Below are 21,944 nucleotides of genomic sequence, written 5' to 3'. Positions count from 1 at the left end.
ACACGGCGGCAAAACCTCTCTTCGCACGCTACGCAGATCGAATACATTGCTGAACACCTTGCAAAAGCATATTTTCGCGGGTAATAACGCGTGTTTTTGCGATGATTGCGAATGATCGCAGCTACCATCGTGCACGTGCGCAAGATGTATGCGGGCGCCCGGCTTCGGCGATTGCGCGAAGAGCGGAGGATGACTCAGGCGGCTCTGGCGAAATCGCTGGATCTGTCGCCGAGCTACCTCAATCAGCTCGAGCGCGACCAGCGCCCACTCACCATTCCCGTACTGCTGAAACTCAATTCCACCTTCGACCTCGACGTCCAGTTCTTCGCCGCCGATTCCGACGCGCGGCTCGTGTCGGACCTGCACGAAGTACTCATCGACGCCGCGGGCGGGCACACCGCGCCGCTGACCGAAGTGGAGGAGTTGGCCACCCGCCAGCCGGAGGTCGCGCGGATCGTCGTGGCGATGCATCGCCGACTACGCGCCGCCACCGATCAACTCGACCTGCTGTCCGCGCGGGTCTCCGCGCCCGCCGGCGCACCGGGAGTGCCCATGCCCTATGAGGACGTGCGCGACTTCTTCTACGACCACCACAACCACATTCCGCAGCTCGACATCGCCGCGGAGCAGCTGTTCGAGAACTCCGGGCTCACCATCGGCTCGCTCGATCGCCAGCTCGCCCGCATCGCCGAGGAACGCGCCGGGGTCACCGTCCTGGTGCGGGGCGACGGCGCCGACCCCGCCGTCCCCAAGCGGCACTACGACCCGGAGACCCGGACGCTCACGCTCGCCCGCCGGTTGCGGCCCGGCCAGCGCGCCTTCCAGATCGCAACCACCCTCGGCTTCCTGTTGTACGGGGCCGAATTGGATGCCGTGCTGGCCGAGAGCCCGTCGCTCAACGGCGAGTCGCGCACACTGGCACGGATCGGGCTGGCCAACTACTTCGCGGGCGCGCTGGTGCTGCCGTACGGGCGATTCCTTCGCTCGGCCGAGGAACTGCACTACGACATCGACCTGCTGAGTCTGCGTTTCGAAGTCGGGTTCGAGACCATCTGCCATCGGCTCAGCACGCTGCAGCGACAGGGCCAGCGCGGCGTCCCGTTCTTCTTCGTGCGCACCGACCGGGCGGGCAACATCTCCAAGCGTCAGTCCGCGACCGCGTTCCATTTCTCCCGGGTCGGCGGCAGCTGCCCGCTGTGGGTGGTGCACGAGGCCTTCTCGAACCCCGGCCGGATCCTGACCCAGGTGGCCGAGATGCCCGACGGCCGCCGCTATCTGTGGGTGGCCCGCACCGCCGCGATCGCCCCGCACGGGTTCGGCACCGCCGCGAAGAACTTCGCGATCGGCCTCGGCTGCGATGTCGAATACGCCGACCGCTTGGTGTACTCGGCCGGATTGCAGCTGGACGACCCGGCGGCCTCGGTCCCGATCGGCGCGGGCTGCAAGGTGTGCGAACGCCCCGCCTGCCCGCAGCGCGCCTTCCCGCACATCGGCAGTCCGTTGGCGGTCGCCGAGCACACCAGTACCGACCTGCCCTATCCGCGGCTCGGACGGTGACCGTGGCCGATGGGGTCCGGCTCGTTCACGGGTAGATAGCTCGTTCACGGGTAGATCGCCCTGATCGGCCCGCCCGGCCGCGTCGATGGCGCGCGGCATCAGGACTTGGCCAGGTACTCCAGCCGCTCGGAGTCCACCGCCGCGTGCATCATTCCGGCCAGGCCGGGATGCCTGCTCAGCCCCGGATCGGACGCCACCACGGCCCGGGCGAATTCCTGGGCGGCCGTGATCACCTCGAGATCGTCCAGCAGCGACAGCAGGCGCAGCGAGCGGGCCGTGCCGGACTGAGCGGCGCCGAGCACGTCGCCCTCGCGGCGGGTCCGCAGGTCGAGCACCGAGAGTTCGAAGCCGTCAGTGGTGGCGGCGACCGCGTCCAGGCGCGCCATGGCCGACCCGCCCGGCGCGGCATCCGTCACCAGCAGGCACAACCCGGGGTGCTTGCCCCGGCCGATGCGGCCGCGCAGCTGATGCAGCTGGCTGACGCCGAACCGGTCGGCATCCACGATCACCATCACCGTCGCGTTGGGCACGTCCACGCCGACCTCGACGACGGTGGTGCACACCAGCACGTCCACCGATCCGTCGTTGAACGCCCGCATCACCTGGTCTTTCTCGTCGGCGGGCAGTCGGCCGTGCAGCAGGCCGACCCGCACGCCGGACAGCGGGCCGCCGCGCAGCATCTCGAACACGTCGAGCACCGCCTGTGTGGTCGGGCCGTCCTTCTCACCGTCGCCGGACTTCGAGCGTCCGTTGCGCGACTTGCCCGCCGGCTCCTCGTCGTCGCCGATGCGCGAACACACCACATACGCCTGGCGACCGGCGGACACCTCCTCCACGATCCGTTCCCAGGCGCGATCCACCCAGTTCGGATGCAGCCTGCGGGGCACTACTTTGGAGACGATCGGTGAGCGGCCCCTCGGCAGTTCGGTCAGCGTGGAAGTCTCCAGATCGCCGAGCGTGGTCATGGCGATGGTGCGCGGGATCGGGGTCGCGGTCATCACCAGCAGATGCGGGCTGGTGCCCGTTTTGGCCTTGGCGCGCAGGGCATCTCGCTGCTCCACGCCGAAACGATGCTGCTCGTCGACCACCACCATGCCGAGATCGAAGAATTCGACGTTGTCCTGGATCAGCGCGTGCGTGCCGATCACGATGCCCGCATCGCCGGTCACCGCCTCCAGCAGCGCGGCCTTCTTGGCCGCGGCCGACATCGAGCCGGTCACCAGCACCACGCGGGTGGCGTGATCGGCCGCGCCCAGTTCACCCGCGGCGCCAAGTTCGCCGAGCATGCCGCGCAACGACCGATAGTGCTGCGCGGCGAGCACTTCCGTCGGGGCGAGCAGCGCGCACTGCAATCCCGCGTCCACCACCTGGAGCATGGCGTGCAGGGCCACGATCGTCTTGCCGGAGCCCACCTCACCCTGCAACAACCGGTGCATCGGCTGCTCACGGGCCAGGTCGGCGGAGATCTCGGCCACAACCTGCTGCTGCCCCGCGGTCAGATCGAAGGGCAGACGCTGGTCGAACGCGGCGGCGATGCCGTCGGCGCGCGGGGCACAGGCGCGCGCCCGGCGCCCGGACACCTCGTGCCTGCGCTCGGCCAGCACCAACTGCAGGGCCAGCGCCTCATCGAAACGCAGCCGGTCCTTCGCCTGATCGATATCGGATTTGCGCTCGGGCAGGTGGATCAGGCGCAGCGCGTCGGAAAGGTTCGGCAGCGCGCGCTCGGCGCGCACGTCCTCCGGCAGCGGATCGTCGAGCGGATCGAGCTGGTCGAGCACCTGCCGCACGCAGGCAAGCACGTCCCAGCTCTGCACCTTCGCGGTGGCCGGGTACACCGGGATGAACTCGCGTTCCATGAACGACGTATCCACCCCGCCCGCGCCTTGCGCGCTCTGCGCGAGACCGCGCAGATCTCCGCCGCCGCGCACCTTCGTCATCGCGCCGACCGAGTCGTCGTCCTCGGTCTCCGGCAGGATGAGGTAGCCGGGGTGGCTCAGATTCCACTGGCCGGGGCGCCAGTAGTTCACCGTGCCCGACATCATCGCGCGCAGGCCCTCGCGGACGACGTATTTCACCTTGTCGCCATGGAAGAAGGTGACGTCGACGCCGCGGCCGGAGCCGGTGTCGAGCACCACCTTCAGCAACGACCCGCGGCGGTTGCGCATCGGCCGCAGTTCGGCCTTGGTGATGCGGCCGATGACGGTGATGTGCGAACCGTCCTCCGGCGCCTCCTCGGTGAGCGGCTGCCCCTGCGTCGCGTACCGCAGGGGGTAGTGCCGCAACAGATCCTCGACGGTCTGCATGTCGAACGCGTCCGCCAGCGAGGCCGCCGCTTTGGCCCCGAGGATGTGGTCGAGCCGATCGCTCAGTGCCGCCATGCCTATTCCACTCCGATCTGCACCGAATCACCGTGCTGCCCACCGGAATACACGATCACCTCGACACCGGGGTAATTCTGCTCGACATGCGCGGCGAGTTCGTCGCCGAGACCGTCCGGCGCCGCCGCGCCCATCAGCAGCGTGACCAGCTCGCCGCCGAAGGCGAGCAGCCGATCCAGCAGTGTCCGTCCGGCCGCGCGCACGTCGCGCTCGATCACGACGACGTCGTGCCCGGCCAGGCCGAGGCCGTCGCCCGGTTCACACGTGCCGACCATGGTGAGCGCCCGCTCGGTCGCCGCGCGCAGCGATCCCCACCGCGTCGTGGCGGCCGCCTCGGACATGGCGAAAGCGTCGTCCACCGCGATCCGCCCGCGGTCGTGCACGGCCAACGCGGCCAGCCCCTGCACCATCGACGCGCTGGGCAGCAGCAGCACGTCGCGACGGGCGTCGCGCGCCGCGACGCCGACGGCGACCAGTTCGTGCGCGGGCAGCGCGCCGTTGGGCAGCACCAGCACTTCGCGGTTCGGCATTCGCCGGATCGCGGACAGCAGCGCGGTCGCGGTGACCGGATCATCGCCCGCCAGCACCACGGCACCCGCGTCCTCGAACAGCGCCGCGGCGCCCGCGCCCGCGACCACCGCCAGGATTCCGCGATCCGCGGGAACCTCCGGTGTCGCTGCCGCGCCCGAGCCGAGCGCACCGGCCACCACGTGATTCGTATCGGCGGCCGGTGCGGACCCCGCGATGCCGCTCGTCCGGGCCAGTCGGGTGCAGGAGCCGGATGCCTCGACGCCGGCGAGCGCGCCGAGATCAGCCGAGTCCGCGCGTTCGCCGGGATCGTCGGCGACAATGCCGGACCCGGGCGACGTGTCCGCGTGCGACGTGCGCAGAACGTTCTCGATGCGGATCCGGCTGAGCGCGCCCGCCGCGATGCCCGCCTCCACCGCCGCACCCGCGTCGGCACAGTGCACATGCGCCGACCACGAGCCGAGCCCGTCACCGACCACCACGACCGAGTCGCCGAGTTCGCCGAGGCGGGCTCGCAGCGCGGCCACTCGCCGCTCATCGGAATCGGCGAGCAGGTACATCACCTCGTACTGCGGTTCGCCGCCGCCTGCGGGCGCACTCCGCGCCGCGGGCCTGGGGTACTCCGGACGCGTGGGCGCCTCACCCCGGGTGACGGTGACCAAGCTGTCCAGCAACACGACCAACCCGCGGGCTCCCGCGTCGACGACGCCGGCTCGGCGCAGCACACCCAGTTGGAACGGGGTGTCGCCGAGCGCTTCGGCCGCGCCGTCGGCGGCCGCCAGCGCCACGGTCGCCAGTTCCTGGTCCGGGCACCGTGCGGCCGCCGCGGTCGCGCAGTCCAGCACGGTGAGAATGGTCCCTTCGATCGGCACGCTCAACGCCTCTCGGACCAGCCCGGACGCCCTGGCCAGCGCGGCACGCAGACTATCGCCGGTGAACGGGCCGCCGTCCACGACGTCCGCGACGCCGCGCAGCACCTGGGACAGAATGATCCCGGAATTGCCGCGAGCCCCGACCGTCGCCCCGTGCGCCATCGCGACGGCGACGGCACGGGCCGCGCTCCCGTCCGCGTGCGCCCGCGCCCCCGCCGCCTCCCCTGCCTCGACCGCGGCACGCATGGTGGCCAGCAGGTTCGTCCCGGTGTCCGCGTCCGGGACCGGAAAGACATTGAGTGCGTTGATCTCCTCGCGCCGGTGCGCCAAGCCTGCGAGACAGGTGCGGCCCCAGCGCAGCAATGCCGTGCCGTCCATCACATCTCGCGCTCCGGACACCGTCACCTCTCTCCCTTCCGCCACCTGCGCACCATCGCCGCCCGCCAGGTTAGCGGGCGGTCCCGACAGGCAACCGGCAACACCGCGTCCTTAGAATGGAGGGGCCCGGCAAACGATCCGGCGCTCGTCCGCGGGGACCGGTTTGGTGGATCGGTGGCAGCACAGCTACCCTTGCAGGGTTGCCTCGCGCGGCCGTCGCCGGTCAGCGCTGGTCGGCTCTCCGCCGACAGGGCACACACTCGACATTGCACGAGGATGCGCCGCATCGCGAAAGCGGCGGTCCCCACCATTGACATGAAGGAGTTCGCGACTATGGCTGCCGTCTGCGACGTCTGCGCCAAGGGCCCCGGCTTCGGGAAGTCGGTCTCGCACTCGCACCGGCGCACCAACCGTCGTTGGAACCCGAACATCCAGACCGTTCGCGCGCAGGTTGCCCCGGGCAACACCCGCCGCATGAACGTGTGCACCTCCTGCCTGAAGGCGGGCAAGGTCACCCGCGGCTGATCCGCCCTCCGGCTGACCAGCACCGTCGGCACACGCCCCGGCACCCGCATCGGGTGGTCCGGGGCGTCGTCATGACTACCGGCTGACGGGGCCGCGGTGACCACGCATCCGTGGCGGGTCCTGCCACTGGCCGCCGAGTACGTCCACAGCCTCGCCGAATGCCACATCGACTGCTGGCGCGAGGCGTATCGGGGACTGGTTCCCGCGCACGTGCTCGACGCGTTCGACGTCGAGCGGCGAGCCGAACAGTGGGAGCGCGACCGGGTGCGCTATCCGGGCCGCACGCATGTCGCGATCGTCGAGGACGCGGTGATCGGATTCTCCAGCGCGGGGCCGCCCGGCGACGCGGACGCGGTGACCCCGGTCGAGTTGCACGCTCTCTACGTGCGTTCCCCTTGGCACGGCAGCGGGGTCGCCGACGACCTGATCCGCGCCGCGCTCGATCCGGCCGCTCCGTGCTCGCTGTGGGTGTTCGAGCAGAATGCGCGCGCCCAGGCGTTCTACCGCAGGCACGGTTTCGTGCTCGACGGCACGCGAAAAGTCGAGGTGTTCACCGCCGCGATGGAGGTGCGCATGGTGCGCACGCCGACGATGCACGCGGACGCCACGCAGGATCCGACGCACTAGGCGCTTCTCCGCTGCGTCCACGCGCGAACCGCCTCCGCCTGCGCCCCGTTAAGGTGCAGATCATGACCTCCAGCGAGCAAGCCGAGTACGTGACCACCGTCGACGGCGTCCTCCAGATCACCATCGCCACGTCCGCCGACGGCACGTCCATGGACTTCGCGGGTATCAACGCGGGCACCGCGGCGCTGCACGCGCTCGGCTCCGACGTGGGCGCGGTGCTGTTGCGTGGCACCGGCGCGAACTTCTGCGCGGGCGGCGACGTGCGCGGCTTCGCCGCGGCGCAGGACCGCTCGGCGCACATCCACGGTCTGGCCACCGACCTGCACGAGTTCGTCCGCGCGCTGGACGCGGCCACGGTGCCGGTGGTGGCCGCGGTCCAGGGCTGGGCGGCAGGCGCGGGCATGAGCCTGGTCTGCCTGGCCGACATCGCCCTGGGCGGACCCGGCACCAAGCTGCGCCCCGCCTACCCCGGCATCGGCCTGAGTCCCGACGGAGGCATGTCCTGGACGCTGCCGCGCGTGGTCGGACGAGCACGGGCGCACGAAATCCTGCTCACCGACGCCGTCCTGGACGCCGACGAGGCGGTGCGCCTCGGTGTGCTGAGCAGGCTGGTCCCCGACGCCGAGATCGCCGCGGAGGCGCAGCGACTGGCACGCACGCTCGCCGCCGGACCGCGTTCGACCCATGCGAGCATCAAGTCGTTGCTGCGGCAGTCGCAGAGCGCGACGCTGAGCGACCAGCTCGACAGTGAACGCGACGGCATCGCCGCGGCCGCGAGCTCCGCCGCCGGACGCGAGGGCGTGGACGCGTTCGTCGCGAAGCGCAAGCCCGATTACGCCGGGCTCGCCTGAGCGGGCGTCACTCCAGGGTCGCCAGCACGAATTTCGCCACCGCGTCGGTGAACGAGTCGTTGTCGTCACCGGCCGCGGTGTGCGCGGCGCCGCCGATCTCCACCAGCTGGGCGTGCGGCACCAGCCGCTGGAACGCTTCGGCTCCTTCGGCGCTCACCACATCCGAGCGCATGCCGCGGACCAGCAGCACCGGGATGCGCAGCGCCCGCGCCGCGTCCTCCATCGGCTCGATCATCGCGGACGGGTCCTCGACCCGGTCGCTCAGCATGCCCGGATCCCAGTGCCAGTACCAGCGACCGTCGCGCTCGCGCAGGTTGCGCAGCAAGCCCTCGGTGCTCTTCGGCCGCGGGCGGTGTGGCAGGTACGCGGCGACCGCGTCGGCCGCCTCCTCGATGCTGTCGAAGCCGTCGCGATGCTTGCCGAGGAAGTCGATCACCCGGGCGACCCCTTCCGGTTCGGGCCGGGTGACGATGTCGACGAGCACCAACGCGGTGATCGCCTCCCCGCCGGGCCGCGCGGTCGCGAGGAGTCCGGTGACGCCCCCCATGCTGGCGCCGACGACCACCGCGGGCGCGCCGAGCTGTTCCAGCACCAGCAGGAGGTCGTCGACCATCGTCTGGCGCCGGTAGTCGCGATCCGGCGCCCACTCGCTGTCGCCGTGGCCGCGGGCGTCGACCGTGACCACCCGCATTCCCGATGCGCCCAGCCGGGCGCCGGTCTTCTTCCACGAGTGCCGGGTCTGCCCGCCACCGTGCAGGAAGACGACGAGCGGGCCGTCGACCGGGCCGAACTGATCGGCGGCCAGCTCGAGTCCACCCGAACCGCGCAGCCGGAGCCGGGACGGTTCGAGAGGATTGTTCGCATTACTCACGATCCGTAGGATCGCACAACGCCGTTCCGCACCGGCGAGAACCCGGCGATTCGCGGATTCAGCAGCCCAGATTGCCCACGAAGAACAGGCACGCGATCTTGGCGTTCACCGAGGCGGAGAGGGTGGAGGAGCCGCTGGAGGTGTACTCCTCGGCGACCGGGGCCGTCGTGGTCTCCGTGGCGGGCTCGAGCCGCAGGGGTGCCGCGCCCGCGACGGCGGCGCCGCTGGTGAGAGCGGCGCAGAAGGCCAAGGTCGCGGTGGTGCCGCGCAACGCGCCGCGGACGGTGGTGTTGTGCATGGAACAGCTCCTCACTCGTTACTTCGGTCGATCACACACAGACGCCCGATCAGGGCAGGCGCCAGTCAACCGGTTCGGCCCCCAGTTCGTCGAGTAGTTCGTTCACTCGCGAGAAGGGGCGGGAACCGAAGAACCCACGAGACGCCGACAGCGGCGACGGATGCGCGGACTCGATGTAGGGGACCTCGGATTCGGCCAGCAGCGGCTTCAGCGTCGCCGCGTCGCGGCCCCACAGGATCGCGACCAACGGCTCGTCCCGGGCGACCAGGGCGCGGATCGCTTGATCGGTGACCGTCTCCCAGCCCTTGCCCCGGTGCGAGGCGGGCTTGCCGGGGGACACGGTGAGCACTCGGTTCAGCATCAGCACACCCTGGTCCGACCACGGGCTCAGATCCCCGCAGGACGGCGTCGGGTGGCCGAGATCCTTGCTGTATTCGGCGAAGATGTTCGCCAGGCTGCGCGGGATCGGCGAAACGTCCGGCGCCACGGAGAAACTCAGGCCCATGGGGTGGCCCGGGGTCGGGTAGGGATCCTGGCCGACGACGAGAACGCGCACCGCGTCGAACGGGCGCTGGAAGGCGCGCAGGACGTTCTCACCGGACGGTAGATAACCACGGCCCGCGGCGTTCTCGGCGCGAAGGAATTCGCCCATGGCGGAAATCTGATCCGCCACCGGCTCGAGTGCCTTCGCCCATCCCGGATCCATGATTTCCGACAGTGGTTTCGCGCCCATGACCGCACAACTTAGCGTGGTCCGCCGCCGGCTGACGAGTCCGCCCCACGGAACGATTCCCACCCTCCGTCACCGGTCTGCGCGACGCCGTCGACGGTGAGCCCGCGACCGGCCACAACGCATCCGATCGCGACCCATCCGGGCGGTAGCGCGCCGCCCGGCGCCCATGCGCCCGCGAAGGCGTGGTCCTCGCCCCCGGTCAGGATCCATTGAGCGGCATCGCCATCCAACCGAGCGGCGACGGGTTCCAGAGCCGGGTCGCGCAGGGCGGCGGAATCGAGGTCGATGCCAACGCCCGAGGCCGCGGCGATGTGCCCGAGGTCGGCGACCAATCCGTCGGACACGTCGGTCAGCGCGTGCAGCCGGCGGCCGTACGGGCCGGCCCCCGTACTTCCCGAGGCAGCCCGCGGTTCGAGGTCCTCGCCGAGCGGCGCCGGCCCGGACGACGACGCGACGGCCGCCCCGGGCGAACTCGACGCTCCGGAATCGGAGCAGACAGTCGCGCGTCCTCCGGCTCCAGCGGGTGCGGTATCGGCTCGCGGCGAAATGCGCTGGGCCGCAGACAGTTCCGAACTCTCCCGCCGCTCGTGGCGCAGCGCGTCCAGGACAAGAGCGTACGGAGGCTGCGGGACCCGATGTGCGGCAAGCGCTTCCGCGACCTCGGGTCCGGTCACCCCGGCGCTGAAGGCGGCCAGTCCAGCGGCCGACCAGCCGAGCCGACCCGCCACCGCCACGACATCCCCCACGCGCGCATCCGCTCTGGTGATCGGCGCGCCGACCGGGTCGCCGAAGGCGGTGACGGAGATGACCAGTTCGCGGCTGCGGACCAGATCTCCGCCCGCGATGGACGCACCCGCCCTGGCGGCCTCGGCCCACATGCCGTCCGCGAGTCCATCGATCACCGCGACCGGGGTGTCGGCCGGGCAGCCCAGTGCGACGACGAACGCGGTCGGCGTCGCACCCATGGCGACCACGTCGGCGGCATTCTGCGCGATCGCCTTGCGGCCGACGTCCTCCGGGCTGGACCAGTCCAGCCGGAAATGCCGGTCCTGCACGAGCATGTCGGTGGTCACCACGAACCGGCCGTACGGCGCCGCGACCAGCGCCGCGTCGTCGCCGGGGCCGAGCAGCACGCCCGGCGACTGCACCCGTCCCGCGTTGATGCGGTCGATCAGCGCGAACTCCCCCAGTTCACGCACTGTCCTCGGGGCCCTGCTGGCGCTGATGACCGATCCTTTCCGGCGCGCTGCTTGCTGGAATGAGCCCGACGGTACCCTTTCGGAGGCACTCGAGTACCACCGGCCCGGTCCACCGCTGCGCGGCTGTCGACCGGGGCGACGCGCATCAGAAAGGATCGGTGACCATGGCGGCGGACTCGCCGGACCGCGATTCGGCGGAGCGGGACCAACGTCCCGAAGCCGCGACCGGCTCCGGGATGCCCGACAGCACGGACGACGCGGTGGACAGCGCCGACACCGCTGCCTCGAACACCGCTGCCTCGAACACCGCAGCCTCGAACGCCGCGGCGCCGGACCGTGACGCCGGAGCCTCCGCAGCGGCGGACGAGCCGGACAGCCCGCCCGCATCGGCCCCGGCGCACCAGTACTCGCCCGCCCTCATCGCCACCGCCGTCGCCCTTCCGGTCGTGCTGGTCGTCGCGGTGCTCGTGGCCGCCGTCCTCGCGCGCCGCGCGCCCGTCGAACGCGAACCGCTGGTGCTCGGCCCCGTCCCCGCCCCGGCGGCGGAGGGCCCGGCCTGCGCCGCCCTGCTGCCCGCGCTGCCCGCCAACCTGGGTGAGTTCACGAAATCGACCCTGGTGGAGCCCGCTCCGCCCGCCACCCGCGCATGGCAGCGCCCCGACGGCGGCACCGCGATCGTCCTGCGCTGCGGGTTGGATCGCCCGCTGGAATTCAACCGCGCCTCGCCGCTGCAGATCGTGAACGGCGTGCAGTGGTTCGAGGTCCGCGACCAGGCCGCCGCCGCGAGCACCTGGTTCGCCGTCGACCGGGGGACCTACGTCGCCCTCACCGTCCCCGACGGGTCCGGTCCGACGCCGCTGCAAGAAGTCTCCGACACCATCACCGCTCAGCTCCCGGCCCAGCCGATCGACCCGGGGCCGCTGCCCAACTGACCCCTCCCGGCCACGGAAGGAACGCCGCCGAGCCGGCACAGTCTCGCCGGTTTCGGCCTACCGCCGATCAGTGACCGATCCCCGGTGGTCGCTCGCCGAGCGACCGTTGCGGAACCCGGTCCTGCTCCGTCGACGGCCTACCGCAGACCGGTGCCGCGGACGAGCGCGGTTTCGATGAGCGTGGAGATCAGTGCGGCGTAATCGACACCGGTGGCCTCCCACATCCGCGGGTACATGGAGATGGCGGTGAACCCCGGCATCGTGTTGATCTCGTTGATCACCGGCCCCTGCTCGGTGACGAAGAAGTCGACCCGCGCCAGCCCCTGGCAGTCGAGGGCACGGAAGGCGCGCACGGCCAGTTCCCTGATCTGTTCGGCGACCTCGTCGTCGAGCTTGGCGGGAACGTCGAATTCGCAGACGTCGTCGAGGTACTTGGTGTCGAAGTCGTAGAACGCCGGATCCTCGGCGGTGGTGCCGCTCTCCGGCATCCGGATCTCCGCCACCACGCTCGCCGCGACCCGGCCGTCCGGGAATTCCAGCACCCCGCATTCCACTTCACGTCCGACGATGCCCGCTTCGACGATCACCTTCGGGTCGTGCGCGCGCGCCGCGGCGATGGCGGCGTCCAGGTCGTCCCAGTCGGTGACGCGGGTGATGCCGATCGACGAACCGCCACGAGCCGGCTTGACGAACACCGGCAGGCCCAGGCGCAGCCGGTCCTCCTCGGTGACCGTCGCGGCGCCGGGCCGCAGCACCACCTGGGTGCCGATCGGAAGTCCTTCGGCCGCGAGCAGCTTCTTGGTGAACTCCTTGTCCATGCCCGCCGCACTGGCCAGCACACCAGGGCCGACATACGGAATTCCGGCGAGTTCCAGCATTCCTTGCAGCGTGCCGTCCTCGCCGAACGGCCCGTGCAGAATCGGGAAGACCACGTCGACCGTGCCGAGCGCGGCGCTCGGATCGTCGAGCGCGATGAGCGCCCCCGCGCGGCTCGGGTCCGCGGCCAGGGTCAGGGCCGTCCCCGCGGCGTCCACCGACGGCAGGGCGCGATCGTGGATGCCGAGCGCCGCCACGTCCGCACCGCCGAGCACCCAGCGGCCCTCGGTGGTGATGCCGATCGGCACGACCTCGTACTTCTCCGGATCCAGGTGACGCAGCACGCTACCGGCCGATACGCAGGACACGGCGTGCTCATTGCTGCGCCCGCCGAACACCACAGCCACCCTGATCCGGTTCGTCATGCCCCGAACCGTACCCGTTTCACTGCGCGCTCCCACCGCTGACCGTCCCGGACACCCCGGCCGCCGCCCGCGTGTCGCGGGGGCGGATCACTCCGGCTTCATCCGCCGCCCGAGCAGGTTGCCGACCGCTTCGCGCACGGAGAGCCCTTCATGGCAGACCTGGTGCACCGACGTGGTCAACGGCATCTCGACACCGTGCCGCTCGGCCAGCGCGCGCACCGAAGTGCAGGACTTCACACCCTCCGCGACTTGGCCATGAGTGGCCGACTGGGCGGCCTCCATCGATCCGCCCGCGCCGAGCACGTGGCCGAAGGACCGGTTGCGCGACAGCGGAGACGTGCAGGTGGCGACCAGGTCCCCGACTCCGGCCAGTCCTGCCAGCGTCACCGGTTCCGCGCCGAGCGCCACCCCGAGCCGGATGATTTCGGCGAGGCCGCGGGTGATCAGGCTGGCGATCGAGTTGTCGCCCAGGCCCATCCCCGACGCGATGCCGCAGGCCAGCGCGATGACGTTCTTGCACGCGCCGCCGATCTCGCAGCCGACGACATCGGTGTTGGTGTAGGGCCGGAAGTATCCGGTCGCGCTCGCGTGCTGCACCGCGACCGCGCGGTCGTCGTCGGAGCAGGCGATCACGGTCGCGGCGGGCTGGCACAGCGCGATCTCCCGGGCCAGGTTCGGTCCGGACAGCACCGCGATCCGGCTCGGGTCCGCTCCGCTGACCTCCTCGATCACCTGGCTCATTCGCAGCAGCGTCCCGGTCTCGATCCCCTTCGCCAGGCTCAGCAAGGTGGCGTCGTCCGGGATCAGCCCTTTCCACTCCGCGAGGTTCGCGCGCAGCGACTGCGACGGCACCGCCAGCACGACGATGTCCGCTCCGTCCAGCGCCACCGCCGGGTCGGAGGTCGCCGCGATCGGCGGCAGCGGAATATCCGACAGGTAATCGGGATTGCGATGTTCGGAGGCCAGCGTCGCGGCGACCTCGGGCCGCCGAGCCCAGATCGTGACCTCGGTTCCCGCATCCGCCAACACCTTCGCGAACGCGGTGCCCCACGATCCCGCGCCCAGCACAGCCGCCCTCGTCATCAGCCCAATATGCCATGGAAGGATTGCTCGCATGCGTCCGCACGCCGTGCACGCCGTGATCGCGGTCAAGAGCCTCGATCGGGCCAAGAGCCGACTGGCCGACCGGCTGCGCCCGGAGCACCGGGCGCGGCTGGTGCTGGCCATGCTCGCCGATACCGTGACCGCCACCGCGGCGGTCCACGAGATCGTGTCGGTCACCGTGGTCACGCCGGATCCCACCGTCGCGGGAATGGCCCGCACGCTCGGCGCCGACGTCCATCCGGAACCGCGGCAGTCGCAGGCCGAAGGACTGAACACCGCGCTGGCCGCCACCGCCGCCGCGTTGCGCGGCGCGCATGGGCCGATCGATCTGCTCGCGCTGCAGGCCGATCTGCCCGCGCTGCGCTCGGAAGAGCTGTCGGACATGCTCGCCGCCGCTCCGCGCGGCCTGCGCTCGATCGTGGTCGACCACGAGGGCAGCGGCACCGCCGCGCTCGTGGTCCGCGATCCGGAAGCCGCGCTCGACCCCCGCTTCGGCCCCGGGTCGGCGCGCAGCCATATCGACGCCGGAGCGGTCGACCTCGCCGGAGACTGGCCCGGGCTGCGCTTGGACGTCGACACCCCCGACGACCTGAACCGCGCGGTGGCCCTCGGCGCCGGGAACGCGACTCGCGCTGTCCTGCACGACATCGGATGGCCGGGCGGCGTTCACGACCACGTTCCACACGTGTGCTAGCCGGTCGCCGTGGTGGCGTGAGACACATGACGATCGTGGTCGCGGGATGCGCGTGGCCTCTCCGGTAGGGGATGATCGTTGGCGTGAGCGATACGGAAACCGTCAAGCAGCAGCCGTTGCTTCCCACGCCACCCCCGGCGGCGACACCCCTGTCCGCCGACTCGTCGGCGGTGCGGTTGCCACGCGATCGCTACCTCAATCGCGAATTGAGCTGGCTGGACTTCAACGCCCGCGTGCTCGCCCTTGCCGAGGACGCGTCGCTGCCGTTGCTGGAGCGGGCCAAATTCCTGGCGATCTTCGCCTCGAACCTCGACGAGTTCTACATGGTGCGAGTGGCGGGATTGAAACGCCGCGCCGAGACCGGCTTGCTGGTCCGCTCGGCCGACGGCCGCTCTCCCGGCGAGCAGCTGGAATTGATCGCCGCGCGCACGCAGGAGATCGCGGTGCGGCACGCCCGCGTCTTCCTCGACAGCGTGCTGCCCGCGCTGACCGCCGAGGGTATCGCGATCATCGACTGGTCCGACCTGGACGACGGCGAACGCGAGCGTCTTTCGGGCTACTTCCAGGACCAGGTGTTCCCGGTCCTCACCCCACTCGCGGTGGACCCGGCGCACCCCTTCCCCTACATCAGCGGACTGAGTCTCAACCTCGCGGTGACGGTGAAGGACTCCTCGACCGGCGGCGAGCACTTCGCCCGCGTCAAGGTGCCCGACAACGTCGACCGGTTCGTCCGCGTGCGCCGCACCGATTCCGGCTCTCCGATCGCCGCTTTCCTGCCGATGGAGGCGCTCATCGCCGCGCACCTGGATCTGTTGTTCCCCGGCATGGATGTGGTGGAGCACCACTCGTTCCGGATCACCCGCAACGCGGACTTCGAGGTCGACGAGGATCGCGACGAGGACCTGCTGCAGGCCCTGGAGCGGGAGCTTGCCCGGCGGCGGTTCGGTTCGCCGGTGCGACTCGAGGTGTCCGACGACATGACCGAGCACATGCTCGATCTGCTCCTGCGGGAGTTGGACGTCGACCCCGGCGATGTCATCCAGGTGCCCGGGCTGCTCGACCTGTCCTGCCTGTGGCAGGTGTACGGGGTGGACCGGCCGAATCTGAAGGACACCCCGTACGTCCCCGCGACACCGCCCGCGTTCGGCGAGCGGGAGACGCCGCGCAACGTCTTCGCCGCGCTGCGCGAGGGCGACGTGCTCGTGCACCATCCGTACGACTCCTTCTCCACCAGCGTGCAGCGTTTCATCGAACAGGCCGCCGCCGACCCGCAGGTGCTGGCCATCAAGCAGACGCTCTACCGCACCTCCGGTGACTCCCCCATCGTCAACGCGCTCATCGACGCCGCCGAGGCGGGCAAACAGGTGGTCGCCTTGGTGGAGATCAAAGCGCGCTTCGACGAGCAGGCCAACATCAAGTGGGCCCGCGCGCTGGAACAGGCCGGCGTGCACGTGGTGTACGGCCTCATCGGCCTGAAGACCCACTGCAAGACCTGCCTGGTGGTGCGTCGCGAGGGCTCCACCATTCGCCGCTACTGCCATATCGGGACAGGCAACTACAACCCGAAGACCGCACGTCTGTACGAGGACGTCGGATTGCTCACCGCGGCACCGGAAATCGGCGCCGACCTGACCGACCTGTTCAATTCGCTGACCGGTTACTCGCGCAAGGAGAACTACCGCAACCTGCTCGTGGCCCCGCACAGCGTGCGCTCCGGCATCATCGAGCGCATCCAGCGCGAGACCGAGCTGGCGGGTCAGGGCGAGGACGCCCGAATCCGGCTGAAGGCCAATGCGATCGTCGACGAGGAGATCATCGACGCGCTGTACCGGGCCTCGCAGGCGGGGGTGCCGGTGCAGATCGTGGTGCGCGGCATCTGCGGTCTGCGCCCCGGTGTCCTCGGCATGAGCGAGAACATCGAGGTTCGCTCCATCCTCGGCCGTTTCCTGGAGCATTCGCGCGTCCTGCACTTCCAGGCGCAGGACGAGTACTGGATCGGCAGCGCCGACATGATGCACCGCAACCTGGATCGGCGGGTCGAGGTGATGGCGCAGGTGAAGGACCCGCGGTTGACCGAACAACTCTGCGAGGTGTTCGAGTCGGCCCTCTCGCCGACCACGCGCTGCTGGGTGCTGCAACCGGACGGCACCTGGCGAGCGTCGCCGGGGACATCCGGCGACGGGGACAAGATCAGAGACCATCAGGAATTCTTGATGCGGCTGCGGAGGCCAGAACAGCAGTGAACGCCACAACGGGGTTCGAACAGGAAGGGGGCCCGTTGTGGGATCCCCGCGTCACCGCCAACATCTACGCCGCGGGGGCGGTGCTGTGGCGTGAGTCGCCCAGCGGGGCGATCGAGATCGCGCTCGTGCACCGCCCCAAGTACGAGGACTGGTCACTGCCGAAGGGCAAGCTCGATCCGGGTGAGACCCCGGTGCTGGCCGCGGTCCGCGAAGTTCGCGAGGAGACCGGGCTGGAGTGCAAGCTGGGCCGCTACCTCGGCCACGTGACCTACCCGATTCCGGGCCATCGCAAGCTCAAGCGGGTCGACTACTGGGCCGCGGAACTGGTCAGCGGGGAGTTCACCGCCAACTCCGAGGTGGACGTGCTCAGCTGGCATCCGCTGGACCGGGTGATGGACCAGTTGTCGTATCCGATGGACCGGCAGGTGGTGCGCGCCTTCACCCGGCTACCCGCGCGCACCAACACGCTCCTGTTGGTGCGGCATGCCAAAGCCGGCCGCCGGAACCGCTTCAACGGGCCCGACGACCAGCGCCCGCTCGACCGCGAGGGTGAGACGCAGGCGCGCGCGATCACGCCGAATCTCCTGGCGTTCGGCGCATCTGAGGTCTACTCGGCTCCTCCCCTGCGCTGCGTGCAGACCGTGGCTCCGCTGGCGGACAAGCTCGGCGTCGAAATCATCGAGGAGCCAGTGTTTTCCGAGGACGGGTACGCCGAGCGCCCGGACGAGGCCGGGGAGCGGTTTCGAGCCCTGGTGTCGGACAAGGTTGTTCGCGTCGTCTGCAGTCAGGGCAAGGTGATCCCGGATCTGCTGGGCCGGCTGGCCGAACGCGACGGACTCGTGCTGCCGTCGGCGCGCAATCGCAAGGGCAGTGTGTGGGTGCTGTCGTTCGTCGGCCATCGCTTGGTGGCCGCCGACCATCTGGATCGATCGCTGTCAGCCTACGACGGGCAGTCCTGATCCGACGGCAACTCCGTCGTCACCGCGCGGGTCGGCCGGGCGCCGATCGACGACCGCGACGCGTCGCGGGGATGAGCTCACGGTAGGCGGACAGCCGAAAACGGCCCCGGGTGTCTCCCGGGGCCGTCTCGACGTTGAGGCGAATGGGCCCAGTCGTGGGGCCGCGCATTCAGCGCCGATCCGGCGGTGGCTCGAGATCAGCGGGTTCCACGAGCCGAGGACTTTTTGGCCGCGGTCTTCTTCGCAGGGGTCTTCTTGGCGGCGGTGGTCTTCTTGGCCGCCGTGGCCTTGGTGGCCGTCTTCTTGGCCGGAGCCTTCTTCGCGACCGCGGTCTTCTTCGCGGGCGCCTTCTTCGCAGCGGTCTTGGTAGCGGTCGTCTTGCGCGCTGTGGTCTTCGCCGGGGCCTTGGCAGCGGCCTTACGGGCCGTGGTCTTGGCGGGCGCCTTGGTCGGCGTCGACTTCTTGGCGGCGGTCTTCTTGGCTGCCGTCTTCTTCGCCGCCGCCTTCTTCGCGGCCACCGGCGCATTCACCCCGCGCTTGACGGCGGGCCCGGTCGCGGCCAGTTTCTGCTTGCCCGCGATCACCGCCTTGAACTGAGCGCCGGGACGGAACGCGGGTACCGAAGTGGGCTTGACCTTCACAGTTTCGCCGGTACGCGGGTTCCGGGCGACGCGAGCCGCCCGCTTACGCTGTTCGAACACACCGAATCCGGTGATTGTGACGCTCTGACCCTTGTGCACCGCGCGCACGATGGTGTCGACCACATGCTCGACTGCCGCGGTGGCCGTGCGCCTGTCCGTACCCAACTTTTCGGTCAGAACGTCGATCAGTTCCGCCTTGTTCATTGAATCCTCCGCAGACTAATGGCCCGTCGTCGGACCGACTAGGTACCACGGTAAACCCACTTTGGGCAAGAGTCTATGTGCCACGCCAAAATTCATGTGGTTTAGCACACGTCCAGCTACCGCAACTCCGGCTGTCCAGCTAACCGGCAAGGGTGATTACGTCTGCGAAATATGTGCCGGGAGGGTCGTGGGTTTCCATGTTGGCCTTGCCTTTTCGAACCGGGCGATCGTGTCCTCCCGGCGCAGCGTCAGCCCGATGTCATCCAATCCCTCCAGCAGACGCCACCTGGTGTAGTCATCAATATCGAACGGCAACACGACGGTTCCGGCCGTCACCGTGCGCGCCTCGAGGTCCACAACCAATTCCAAGCCCGGCTGTTCCTCGAGCAACTTCCAGAGCATTTCGACATCGTTCTGTGACATCTGAGCGGCGAGCAGACCGCCCTTGCCCGCATTGCCGCGGAAGATGTCGGCGAACCGGGATGAGATGACCACCCGAAAGCCGGAGTCCGACAGCGCCCAAACAGCGTGCTCACGTGACGATCCGGTACCGAAATCCGGGCCCGCCACCAGCACACTACCCCTGTTGTAAGGCGGGATGTTCAGAATGAAGTCGGGATCGGTGCGCCATGCGGCGAACAACCCGTCCTCGAATCCGGTCCGAGTCACCCGCTTGAGGTAGACGGCCGGGATGATCTGATCGGTATCGACATTGGAGCGGCGCAGCGGCACCCCGACGCCCTTGTGCACGGTGAAGGCTTCCATTACGAATCTCCTGGGTTTGTTTGAGGGAATCGGGGCCGGTCAGTCCAGATCCGCAGGCGACGACAGAGTTCCGCGGACCGCCGTCGCGGCCGCTACGAGGGGAGAAACGAGGTGCGTACGGCCGCCTTTGCCCTGCCTGCCCTCGAAGTTGCGGTTCGAGGTGGACGCACAACGCTGGCCGGGCTCGAGCTGGTCCGGATTCATTCCCAGGCACATTGAGCAGCCCGCCTGCCGCCATTCGGCGCCCGCCGCGGTGAAAATCTCCCCGAGTCCTTCTTTTTCCGCCTGGGCGCGAACCCGCATCGACCCCGGTACAACCAGCATTCGCACGCCGTCGGCGACATGACGCCCCTTCAAAATCCCGGCCACCGCACGCAAATCCTCAATGCGTCCGTTGGTGCACGAACCGACGAATACGGTGTCGATCGGCACTTGTCGAAGCGGAGTACCCGGCTCCAAGTCCATGTAACGCAGAGCTTTCTCCGCGGACTCACGGGCCACCTCGTCGGCGAAGGCGGCGGGATCGGGCACCGCCTCGCCCAGCGGGGCGCCCTGACCCGGATTGGTGCCCCAGGTGACGAACGGGGTCAGCTCAGCGGCGTCGATGTGCACCTCGGCGTCGAAAACGGCGCCCTCGTCGGTCTTCAGCGCCTCCCAGGCGGCCACCGCGGCGTCCCAGTCGGCTCCCTGCGGCGCGTGCGGCCGTCCTTTGAGGAATTCGTAGGTCGTCTGGTCCGGCGCGATCATCCCGGCCCGCGCGCCCGCTTCGATGGACATGTTGCAGATCGTCATTCGGGCCTCCATCGACATGCCCCGGATGGCCTCCCCGCGATACTCCAGGACGTAGCCCTGGCCGCCGCCGGTGCCGATCTTCGCGATGACGGCCAGGATCAGGTCCTTGCTCGTCACGCCCGCGGGCATGGCGCCGTCCACCGTGATCGCCATCGTCTTGAACGGCCGCAGCGAGAGGGTCTGGGTGGCAAGCACATGCTCGACCTCGGAGGTGCCGATGCCCATCGCCAGCGCGCCGAACGCCCCGTGCGTCGAGGTGTGGCTGTCGCCGCAGACCACGGTCATGCCCGGCTGGGTCAGGCCGAGCTGCGGCCCGACCACGTGCACGATGCCCTGGTCCAGGTCGCCCATCGGGTGCAGCCGCACACCGAATTCCGCACAGTTGCGCCGCAGCGTCTCCACCTGGGTGCGCGAAACCGGGTCGGCGATCGGCTTGTCGATATCGACCGTCGGCACATTGTGATCCTCGGTCGCGATCGTGAGATCCGGCCGACGCACCGGCCGGCCCGCGGCGCGCAGGCCGTCGAAAGCCTGCGGGCTGGTCACCTCGTGGACGAGATGCAGGTCGATGTAGATCAGGTCCGGTTCGCGCGAGGCACCCTCGCCCTCCCCGCGAGCGACGACGTGCTGGTCCCACACCTTCTCGGCCAGCGTGCGCGGTTCGGCCATAGTCGATCACCTTTCGGACGAAGCAGCCGTTCCGCGATCTGGACTCCGACGCGGTGACGGTTGCACAAGTTGGGATAGCTGCGCCTGGTCCGGACGCTGAAGGGCGGAATCCGTGAAGGTGGATTTCTCAACATCCGAGACGCTAGTATCGTTCTATGAGACAGCATAGCGGCATCGGCGTTCTCGACAAAGCAGTGGCGGTCCTGTACGCCGTAGCCGAGCATCCGTCGGGTCTCAACGAGCTGTGCGCGCGCACCGGGCTACCGCGCGCCACCGCGCACCGGCTCGCCGTCGGTTTGGAAGTGCACCGCCTGCTCGCTCGCGACAGCAACGGCACCTGGCGGCCCGGCCCGGCCCTCGCCGAGCTCGCGACCAGCGCCAACGACCCGTTGCTCGAGGCCGCGTCGGCCATTCTGCCCCGGCTGCGCGAGATCACCGGCGAGAGCGTCCAGCTGTACTGCCGCGACGGCAACGCCCGCGTCTGCGTCGCGGCGCTGGAACCTCCCGTCGGACTGCGCGACACCGTGCCGATCGGGGCGCGGCTGCCGCTCACCGCGGGGTCGGCGGCCAAAGTACTGCTGGCGTGGGCCGACCCGGAGCTGCAGCGCACCATCCTGGCGGACGCGGTGTTCGGCGAGCGCGCGCTGGCCGAGGTGCGCAAGCGGGGGTGGGCGCAGAGCGCGGCCGAGCGGGCGGCCGGCGTGGCCAGCGTTTCCGCACCGGTGCGCGACGCCGGAGGCAGCGTCGTCGCGGCCGTCTCGGTGTCCGGACCGATCGATCGGATGGGCCGCAGGCCGGGCGCCCGGTGGGCGGCGGATCTGGTCGCGGCGGCCGAGGCCCTGCACAAGCGCCTGTAACCCGTTTCAGTCCGAACTCTCTAGAG

20 protein-coding genes are annotated in these 21,944 nt (G+C 69.9%); 9 read left to right on the top strand and 11 right to left on the bottom strand.

The genetic code is table 11. From position 1 onward, the window contains the following. The first annotated feature begins 111 nt into the window (after positions 1–111). Entirely contained in the window at positions 112–1,557 is a 1,446-nt protein-coding gene (locus NNI01S_RS10055) for a short-chain fatty acyl-CoA regulator family protein (protein ID WP_063019755.1), read from the top strand. 98 nt (positions 1,558–1,655) lie between these two features. Here NNI01S_RS10055 and recG read toward each other — a convergent pair whose 3' ends face one another. Both recG and NNI01S_RS10045 read right to left on the bottom strand, forming a co-directional pair. Then, positions 1,656–3,935, bottom strand: coding sequence for an ATP-dependent DNA helicase RecG (gene recG / locus NNI01S_RS10050; protein ID WP_063019754.1), 2,280 nt, complete (start codon positions 3,933–3,935; stop codon positions 1,656–1,658). A 2-nt stretch (positions 3,936–3,937) separates the two neighbouring features. Next, a complete protein-coding gene (locus NNI01S_RS10045) occupies positions 3,938–5,713 on the bottom strand; it encodes a DAK2 domain-containing protein (protein ID WP_063019753.1) in 1,776 nt (591 codons plus the stop codon). Between the two features lie 333 nt (positions 5,714–6,046). Here NNI01S_RS10045 and rpmB point away from each other — a divergent pair, with 333 nt between their 5' ends. The 3 genes from rpmB to NNI01S_RS10030 all read left to right on the top strand — a co-directional run bounded on the left by rpmB (position 6,047) and on the right by NNI01S_RS10030 (position 7,716). After that, a complete protein-coding gene (gene rpmB / locus NNI01S_RS10040) occupies positions 6,047–6,238 on the top strand; it encodes a 50S ribosomal protein L28 (RefSeq protein WP_063019880.1) in 192 nt (63 codons plus the stop codon). Positions 6,239–6,334: 96 nt separating this feature from the next. Further along, on the top strand, positions 6,335–6,865 hold the full coding sequence (locus NNI01S_RS10035; RefSeq protein ID WP_063019752.1) for a GNAT family N-acetyltransferase: 531 nt from the start codon (positions 6,335–6,337) through the stop codon (positions 6,863–6,865). Positions 6,866–6,927: 62 nt separating this feature from the next. Continuing rightward, positions 6,928–7,716 (top strand): enoyl-CoA hydratase-related protein, encoded by a 789-nt coding sequence (locus NNI01S_RS10030; protein ID WP_063019879.1) that lies wholly within the window; start codon positions 6,928–6,930, stop codon positions 7,714–7,716. Between the two features lie 7 nt (positions 7,717–7,723). Here NNI01S_RS10030 and NNI01S_RS10025 read toward each other — a convergent pair whose 3' ends face one another. From NNI01S_RS10025 to NNI01S_RS33355, 4 genes are read right to left on the bottom strand one after another with little or no spacing between them, the layout of a single operon-like run. Then, positions 7,724–8,587 (bottom strand): alpha/beta fold hydrolase, encoded by an 864-nt coding sequence (locus tag NNI01S_RS10025; protein WP_063019751.1) that lies wholly within the window; start codon positions 8,585–8,587, stop codon positions 7,724–7,726. A 58-nt stretch (positions 8,588–8,645) separates the two neighbouring features. Further along, positions 8,646–8,885, bottom strand: coding sequence for a hypothetical protein (locus NNI01S_RS10020; RefSeq protein WP_062969872.1), 240 nt, complete (start codon positions 8,883–8,885; stop codon positions 8,646–8,648). Positions 8,886–8,934: 49 nt separating this feature from the next. Further along, on the bottom strand, positions 8,935–9,618 hold the full coding sequence (locus NNI01S_RS10015) for a uracil-DNA glycosylase (protein WP_063019750.1): 684 nt from the start codon (positions 9,616–9,618) through the stop codon (positions 8,935–8,937). Between the two features lie 11 nt (positions 9,619–9,629). Continuing rightward, positions 9,630–10,817, bottom strand: a complete 1,188-nt coding sequence (locus NNI01S_RS33355) for a thiamine-monophosphate kinase (RefSeq protein ID WP_063019749.1) — start codon at positions 10,815–10,817, stop codon at positions 9,630–9,632. Positions 10,818–10,981: 164 nt separating this feature from the next. Between NNI01S_RS33355 and NNI01S_RS10005 the strand changes: the two genes are divergently transcribed. Continuing rightward, positions 10,982–11,749 carry a DUF3515 domain-containing protein gene (locus NNI01S_RS10005; protein WP_063019748.1) on the top strand — a complete coding sequence of 256 codons (768 nt, stop codon included), beginning with the start codon at positions 10,982–10,984 and terminating at the stop codon, positions 11,747–11,749. A gap of 137 nt (positions 11,750–11,886) precedes the next feature. Here NNI01S_RS10005 and NNI01S_RS10000 read toward each other — a convergent pair whose 3' ends face one another. Both NNI01S_RS10000 and NNI01S_RS09995 read right to left on the bottom strand, forming a co-directional pair. Continuing rightward, positions 11,887–12,990 (bottom strand): D-alanine--D-alanine ligase family protein, encoded by a 1,104-nt coding sequence (locus NNI01S_RS10000; RefSeq protein WP_063019747.1) that lies wholly within the window; start codon positions 12,988–12,990, stop codon positions 11,887–11,889. 87 nt (positions 12,991–13,077) lie between these two features. Continuing rightward, on the bottom strand, positions 13,078–14,073 hold the full coding sequence (locus NNI01S_RS09995; protein ID WP_063019746.1) for an NAD(P)H-dependent glycerol-3-phosphate dehydrogenase: 996 nt from the start codon (positions 14,071–14,073) through the stop codon (positions 13,078–13,080). A gap of 31 nt (positions 14,074–14,104) precedes the next feature. On the opposite strand from NNI01S_RS09995, the gene cofC reads away from it, so the two are divergent. From cofC to NNI01S_RS09980, 3 genes are all read left to right on the top strand, one after another. Beyond that, entirely contained in the window at positions 14,105–14,788 is a 684-nt protein-coding gene (gene cofC / locus NNI01S_RS09990; protein WP_063019745.1) for a 2-phospho-L-lactate guanylyltransferase, read from the top strand. 71 nt (positions 14,789–14,859) lie between these two features. Continuing rightward, complete coding sequence (locus tag NNI01S_RS09985) at positions 14,860–17,031, top strand: RNA degradosome polyphosphate kinase (protein ID WP_063019744.1); 2,172 nt, start codon at positions 14,860–14,862, stop codon at positions 17,029–17,031. Beyond that, positions 17,028–17,990, top strand: a complete 963-nt coding sequence (locus NNI01S_RS09980) for an NUDIX hydrolase (protein ID WP_174554385.1) — start codon at positions 17,028–17,030, stop codon at positions 17,988–17,990. Before NNI01S_RS09985 ends, NNI01S_RS09980 begins: the two co-directional genes overlap by 4 nt. A 197-nt stretch (positions 17,991–18,187) precedes the next feature. On the opposite strand, the gene NNI01S_RS09975 is transcribed toward NNI01S_RS09980, so the two are convergent. The 3 genes from NNI01S_RS09975 to leuC all read right to left on the bottom strand — a co-directional run bounded on the left by NNI01S_RS09975 (position 18,188) and on the right by leuC (position 21,061). Beyond that, positions 18,188–18,835: an HU family DNA-binding protein gene (locus NNI01S_RS09975; protein ID WP_063019742.1), complete on the bottom strand. Its 648-nt coding sequence runs from the start codon at positions 18,833–18,835 to the stop codon at positions 18,188–18,190. Positions 18,836–18,991: 156 nt separating this feature from the next. Beyond that, a complete protein-coding gene (leuD, locus tag NNI01S_RS09970; protein ID WP_063019741.1) occupies positions 18,992–19,600 on the bottom strand; it encodes a 3-isopropylmalate dehydratase small subunit in 609 nt (202 codons plus the stop codon). A 39-nt stretch (positions 19,601–19,639) separates the two neighbouring features. After that, the gene (gene leuC, locus NNI01S_RS09965) at positions 19,640–21,061 is read right to left on the bottom strand and encodes a 3-isopropylmalate dehydratase large subunit (RefSeq protein WP_063019740.1); all 1,422 of its coding nucleotides are present in this window, start codon (positions 21,059–21,061) and stop codon (positions 19,640–19,642) included. 155 nt (positions 21,062–21,216) lie between these two features. Between leuC and NNI01S_RS09960 the strand changes: the two genes are divergently transcribed. Continuing rightward, complete coding sequence (locus NNI01S_RS09960) at positions 21,217–21,918, top strand: IclR family transcriptional regulator (RefSeq protein WP_063019739.1); 702 nt, start codon at positions 21,217–21,219, stop codon at positions 21,916–21,918. Positions 21,919–21,944 lie beyond the last annotated feature (26 nt).

The organism is Nocardia niwae NBRC 108934 = DSM 45340 (assembly GCF_001613465.1).
Lineage (GTDB): Bacteria > Actinomycetota > Actinomycetes > Mycobacteriales > Mycobacteriaceae > Nocardia > Nocardia niwae.
Note: the sequence above shows the minus strand (reverse complement) of the source record. Positions and strands in the feature narration are given on the sequence as shown.

Excerpts from the sequence above, each read along its gene's own strand:
- rpmB (WP_063019880.1), top strand. The coding sequence starts at position 6,047 with ATGGCTGCCGTCTGCGACGTCTGCGCCAAGGGCCCCGGCTTCGGGAAG.
- NNI01S_RS10045 (WP_063019753.1), bottom strand. The coding sequence starts at position 5,713 with ATGGACGGCACGGCATTGCTGCGCTGGGGCCGCACCTGTCTCGCAGGC.
- cofC (WP_063019745.1), top strand. The coding sequence starts at position 14,105 with ATGCGTCCGCACGCCGTGCACGCCGTGATCGCGGTCAAGAGCCTCGAT.
- leuC (WP_063019740.1), bottom strand. The coding sequence starts at position 21,061 with ATGGCCGAACCGCGCACGCTGGCCGAGAAGGTGTGGGACCAGCACGTC.
- NNI01S_RS10005 (WP_063019748.1), top strand. The coding sequence starts at position 10,982 with ATGGCGGCGGACTCGCCGGACCGCGATTCGGCGGAGCGGGACCAACGT.
- NNI01S_RS09960 (WP_063019739.1), top strand. The coding sequence starts at position 21,217 with ATGAGACAGCATAGCGGCATCGGCGTTCTCGACAAAGCAGTGGCGGTC.
- NNI01S_RS09985 (WP_063019744.1), top strand. The coding sequence starts at position 14,860 with ATGATCGTTGGCGTGAGCGATACGGAAACCGTCAAGCAGCAGCCGTTG.
- NNI01S_RS10055 (WP_063019755.1), top strand. The coding sequence starts at position 112 with ATGATCGCAGCTACCATCGTGCACGTGCGCAAGATGTATGCGGGCGCC.
- recG (WP_063019754.1), bottom strand. The coding sequence starts at position 3,935 with ATGGCGGCACTGAGCGATCGGCTCGACCACATCCTCGGGGCCAAAGCG.
- NNI01S_RS10030 (WP_063019879.1), top strand. The coding sequence starts at position 6,928 with ATGACCTCCAGCGAGCAAGCCGAGTACGTGACCACCGTCGACGGCGTC.
- NNI01S_RS10020 (WP_062969872.1), bottom strand. The coding sequence starts at position 8,885 with ATGCACAACACCACCGTCCGCGGCGCGTTGCGCGGCACCACCGCGACC.
- NNI01S_RS09995 (WP_063019746.1), bottom strand. The coding sequence starts at position 14,073 with ATGACGAGGGCGGCTGTGCTGGGCGCGGGATCGTGGGGCACCGCGTTC.
- NNI01S_RS10015 (WP_063019750.1), bottom strand. The coding sequence starts at position 9,618 with ATGGGCGCGAAACCACTGTCGGAAATCATGGATCCGGGATGGGCGAAG.
- NNI01S_RS09975 (WP_063019742.1), bottom strand. The coding sequence starts at position 18,835 with ATGAACAAGGCGGAACTGATCGACGTTCTGACCGAAAAGTTGGGTACG.
- NNI01S_RS10000 (WP_063019747.1), bottom strand. The coding sequence starts at position 12,990 with ATGACGAACCGGATCAGGGTGGCTGTGGTGTTCGGCGGGCGCAGCAAT.
- leuD (WP_063019741.1), bottom strand. The coding sequence starts at position 19,600 with ATGGAAGCCTTCACCGTGCACAAGGGCGTCGGGGTGCCGCTGCGCCGC.